Raw genomic sequence first — 5,010 nt, forward strand, 5'->3', positions numbered from 1 at the left:
CTTCAGAACTAACACAGTGGACGCGAGCAACTGAGGACAAGCCCTCGGCCTATTAGTACCAGTCAGCTCCACCCGTTACCGGGCTTCCACATCTGGCCTATCAACCCAGTCGTCTACTGGGAGCCTTACCCTCTCAAGGAGGTGGGAATACTCATCTTGAAGCAGGCTTCCCGCTTAGATGCTTTCAGCGGTTATCCCTCCCGAACGTAGCCAACCAGCCATGCCCTTGGCAGGACAACTGGCACACCAGAGGTTCGTCCGTCCCGGTCCTCTCGTACTAGGGACAGCCCTTCTCAATATTCCTACGCGCACAGCGGATAGGGACCGAACTGTCTCACGACGTTCTAAACCCAGCTCGCGTACCGCTTTAATGGGCGAACAGCCCAACCCTTGGGACCGACTCCAGCCCCAGGATGCGACGAGCCGACATCGAGGTGCCAAACCATCCCGTCGATATGGACTCTTGGGGAAGATCAGCCTGTTATCCCCGGGGTACCTTTTATCCGTTGAGCGACGGCGCTTCCACAAGCCACCGCCGGATCACTAGTCCCGACTTTCGTCCCTGCTCGACCCGTCGGTCTCACAGTCAAGCTCCCTTGTGCACTTACACTCAACACCTGATTGCCAACCAGGCTGAGGGAACCTTTGGGCGCCTCCGTTACTTTTTGGGAGGCAACCGCCCCAGTTAAACTACCCATCAGACACTGTCCCTGATCCGGATCACGGACCGAGGTTAGACATCCAGCACGACCAGAGTGGTATTTCAACGACGACTCCACAACCACTGGCGTGGCCGCTTCAAAGTCTCCCACCTATCCTACACAAGCCGAACCGAACACCAATATCAAACTATAGTAAAGGTCCCGGGGTCTTTCCGTCCTGCTGCGCGAAACGAGCATCTTTACTCGTAGTGCAATTTCACCGGGCCTATGGTTGAGACAGTCGAGAAGTCGTTACGCCATTCGTGCAGGTCGGAACTTACCCGACAAGGAATTTCGCTACCTTAGGATGGTTATAGTTACCACCGCCGTTTACTGGCGCTTAAGTTCTCAGCTTCGCCACACCGAAATGTGACTAACCGGTCCCCTTAACGTTCCAGCACCGGGCAGGCGTCAGTCCGTATACATCGCCTTACGGCTTCGCACGGACCTGTGTTTTTAGTAAACAGTCGCTTCTCGCTGGTCTCTGCGGCCACCCCCAGCTCACGGAGTAAATCCGATCACCAGTGATGGCCCCCCTTCTCCCGAAGTTACGGGGGCATTTTGCCGAGTTCCTTAACCATAGTTCACCCGAACGCCTCGGTATTCTCTACCTGACCACCTGAGTCGGTTTAGGGTACGGGCCGCCATGAAACTCGCTAGAGGCTTTTCTCGACAGCATAGGATCATCCACTTCACCACAATCGGCTCGGCATCAGGTCTCAGCCTTATATGAGGGACGGATTTGCCTACCCCTCGGCCTACACCCTTACCCCGGGACTACCACCGCCCGGGCTGGACTACCTTCCTGCGTCACCCCATCGCTTACCTACTACAAGTCTGGGTCACCGGCTCCACCACTTTCCTTTCCCCGAAGGGTCCGGAACGGCTTCACGGGCTTAGCATCGCCTGATTCGATATTGGGCGTTTCAAAGCGGGTACCGGAATATCAACCGGTTGTCCATCGACTACGCCTGTCGGCCTCGCCTTAGGTCCCGACTTACCCTGGGCAGATCAGCTTGACCCAGGAACCCTTAGTCAATCGGCGCACACGTTTCTCACGTGTGTATCGCTACTCATGCCTGCATTCTCACTCGTGAACCGTCCACAACTAGCTTCCGCTGCTGCTTCACCCGGCACACGACGCTCCCCTACCCATCACAGCGGGCGTTGGCCCTATTGCTGCAATGACACGACTTCGGCGGTACGCTTGAGCCCCGCTACATTGTCGGCGCGGAATCACTTGACCAGTGAGCTATTACGCACTCTTTCAAGGGTGGCTGCTTCTAAGCCAACCTCCTGGTTGTCTCTGCGACTCCACATCCTTTCCCACTTAGCGTACGCTTAGGGGCCTTAGTCGATGCTCTGGGCTGTTTCCCTCTCGACCATGGAGCTTATCCCCCACAGTCTCACTGCCACGCTCTCACTTACCGGCATTCGGAGTTTGGCTAAGGTCAGTAACCCGGTAGGGCCCATCGCCTATCCAGTGCTCTACCTCCGGCAAGAAACACGTGACGCTGCACCTAAATGCATTTCGGGGAGAACCAGCTATCACGGAGTTTGATTGGCCTTTCACCCCTAACCACAGGTCATCCCCCAGGTTTTCAACCCTGGTGGGTTCGGTCCTCCACGAAGTCTTACCTCCGCTTCAACCTGCCCATGGCTAGATCACTCCGCTTCGGGTCTAGAGCGTGCAACTCAATCGCCCTATTCGGACTCGCTTTCGCTACGGCTTCCCCACACGGGTTAACCTCGCTACACACCGCTAACTCGCAGGCTCATTCTTCAAAAGGCACGCAGTCACGACCGTTATTCCGAAGAATAACGGCGACGCTCCCACGGCTTGTAGGCACACGGTTTCAGGTACTATTTCACTCCGCTCCCGCGGTACTTTTCACCATTCCCTCACGGTACTATCCGCTATCGGTCACCAGGGAATATTTAGGCTTAGCGGGTGGTCCCGCCAGATTCACACGGGATTTCTCGGGCCCCGTGCTACTTGGGAGATTCTTAAGCAAGCCGCTGATGTTTCGTCTACGGGGGTCTTACCCTCTACGCCGGACCTTTCGCATGTCCTTCGACTACATCAACGGTTTCTGACTCGCCGACCGGCCGGCAGACCGATCAAAAGAATTCCCACAACCCCGCATGCGCAACCCCTGCCGGGTATCACACGCATACGGTTTGGCCTCATCCGGTTTCGCTCGCCACTACTCCCGGAATCACGGTTGTTTTCTCTTCCTGCGGGTACTGAGATGTTTCACTTCCCCGCGTTCCCTCCACACTGCCTATGTGTTCAGCAGTGGGTGACAGCCCATGACGACTGCCGGGTTTCCCCATTCGGACACCCCCGGATCAAAGCTCAGTTGGCAGCTCCCCGGGGCCTATCGCGGCCTCTCACGTCCTTCATCGGTTCCTGGTGCCAAGGCATCCACCGTGCGCCCTTAAAAACTTGGCCTACAGATGCTCGCGTCCACTGTGTAGTTCTCAAGCAACGACCAGCCACCCATCACCCTCATCCGCAGACGAAGTTCACTGGGGCCGGCATCGCGAAGATAAAGCCTTTCGGCCGTACCCTCAGATACCCAACAACGTGCCAAGCACGATCCCCGCCACTCAAACTGTTTTCCACGCCGAAGCAGTACTCACAGAAGGTTTTGGAAACCGTGCCAACTAATCAACGTTCCACCCTGAGCTGACCGTGCAGAACGTTTGTCTGCAATCGGTACTGTGCTCCTTAGAAAGGAGGTGATCCAGCCGCACCTTCCGGTACGGCTACCTTGTTACGACTTCGTCCCAATCGCCAGTCCCACCTTCGACAGCTCCCTCCCTTACGGGTTGGGCCACCGGCTTCGGGTGTTACCGACTTTCGTGACGTGACGGGCGGTGTGTACAAGGCCCGGGAACGTATTCACCGCAGCAATGCTGATCTGCGATTACTAGCAACTCCGACTTCATGGGGTCGAGTTGCAGACCCCAATCCGAACTGAGACCGGCTTTTTGAGATTCGCTCCACCTCACGGTATCGCAGCTCATTGTACCGGCCATTGTAGCACGTGTGCAGCCCAAGACATAAGGGGCATGATGACTTGACGTCGTCCCCACCTTCCTCCGAGTTGACCCCGGCGGTCTCCTGTGAGTCCCCATCACCCCGAAGGGCATGCTGGCAACACAGGACAAGGGTTGCGCTCGTTGCGGGACTTAACCCAACATCTCACGACACGAGCTGACGACAGCCATGCACCACCTGTATACCGACCACAAGGGGGGCACTATCTCTAATGCTTTCCGGTATATGTCAAGCCTTGGTAAGGTTCTTCGCGTTGCGTCGAATTAAGCCACATGCTCCGCTGCTTGTGCGGGCCCCCGTCAATTCCTTTGAGTTTTAGCCTTGCGGCCGTACTCCCCAGGCGGGGAACTTAATGCGTTAGCTGCGGCACCGACGACGTGGAATGTCGCCAACACCTAGTTCCCAACGTTTACGGCGTGGACTACCAGGGTATCTAATCCTGTTCGCTCCCCACGCTTTCGCTCCTCAGCGTCAGTAATGGCCCAGAGATCCGCCTTCGCCACCGGTGTTCCTCCTGATATCTGCGCATTTCACCGCTACACCAGGAATTCCGATCTCCCCTACCACACTCTAGCTAGCCCGTATCGAATGCAGACCCGAGGTTAAGCCTCGGGCTTTCACATCCGACGTGACAAGCCGCCTACGAGCTCTTTACGCCCAATAATTCCGGACAACGCTTGCGCCCTACGTATTACCGCGGCTGCTGGCACGTAGTTAGCCGGCGCTTCTTCTGCAGGTACCGTCACTTTCGCTTCTTCCCTGCTGAAAGAGGTTTACAACCCGAAGGCCGTCATCCCTCACGCGGCGTCGCTGCATCAGGCTTTCGCCCATTGTGCAATATTCCCCACTGCTGCCTCCCGTAGGAGTCTGGGCCGTGTCTCAGTCCCAGTGTGGCCGGTCGCCCTCTCAGGCCGGCTACCCGTCGTCGCCTTGGTGGGCCATTACCCCACCAACAAGCTGATAGGCCGCGGGCTCATCCTTCACCGCCGGAGCTTTTAACCCCCGCCCATGCAGGCAGGAGTGTTATCCGGTATTAGACCCCGTTTCCAGGGCTTGTCCCAGAGTGAAGGGCAGATTGCCCACGTGTTACTCACCCGTTCGCCACTAATCCACCCCGAAGGGCTTCATCGTTCGACTTGCATGTGTTAAGCACGCCGCCAGCGTTCGTCCTGAGCCAGGATCAAACTCTCCATGAATGTTTACCGGTAATCCGGTGCACACGCACTTAGAGCGGGACAGTCA

Annotated in this window: 2 rRNA genes; both read right to left on the bottom strand. The window is 56.9% G+C overall.

The features are described from left to right. Positions 1–32 precede the first annotated feature (32 nt). Positions 33–3,156, bottom strand: a 23S ribosomal RNA gene (locus tag ACFWBW_RS41450). Positions 3,157–3,439: 283 nt separating this feature from the next. After that, positions 3,440–4,964, bottom strand: a 16S ribosomal RNA gene (locus ACFWBW_RS41455). Together the 16S and 23S rRNA genes form the textbook arrangement of a ribosomal RNA operon. Positions 4,965–5,010 lie beyond the last annotated feature (46 nt).

This window comes from Streptomyces sp. NPDC059957 (assembly GCF_042730015.1).
GTDB lineage: Bacteria > Actinomycetota > Actinomycetes > Streptomycetales > Streptomycetaceae > Streptomyces.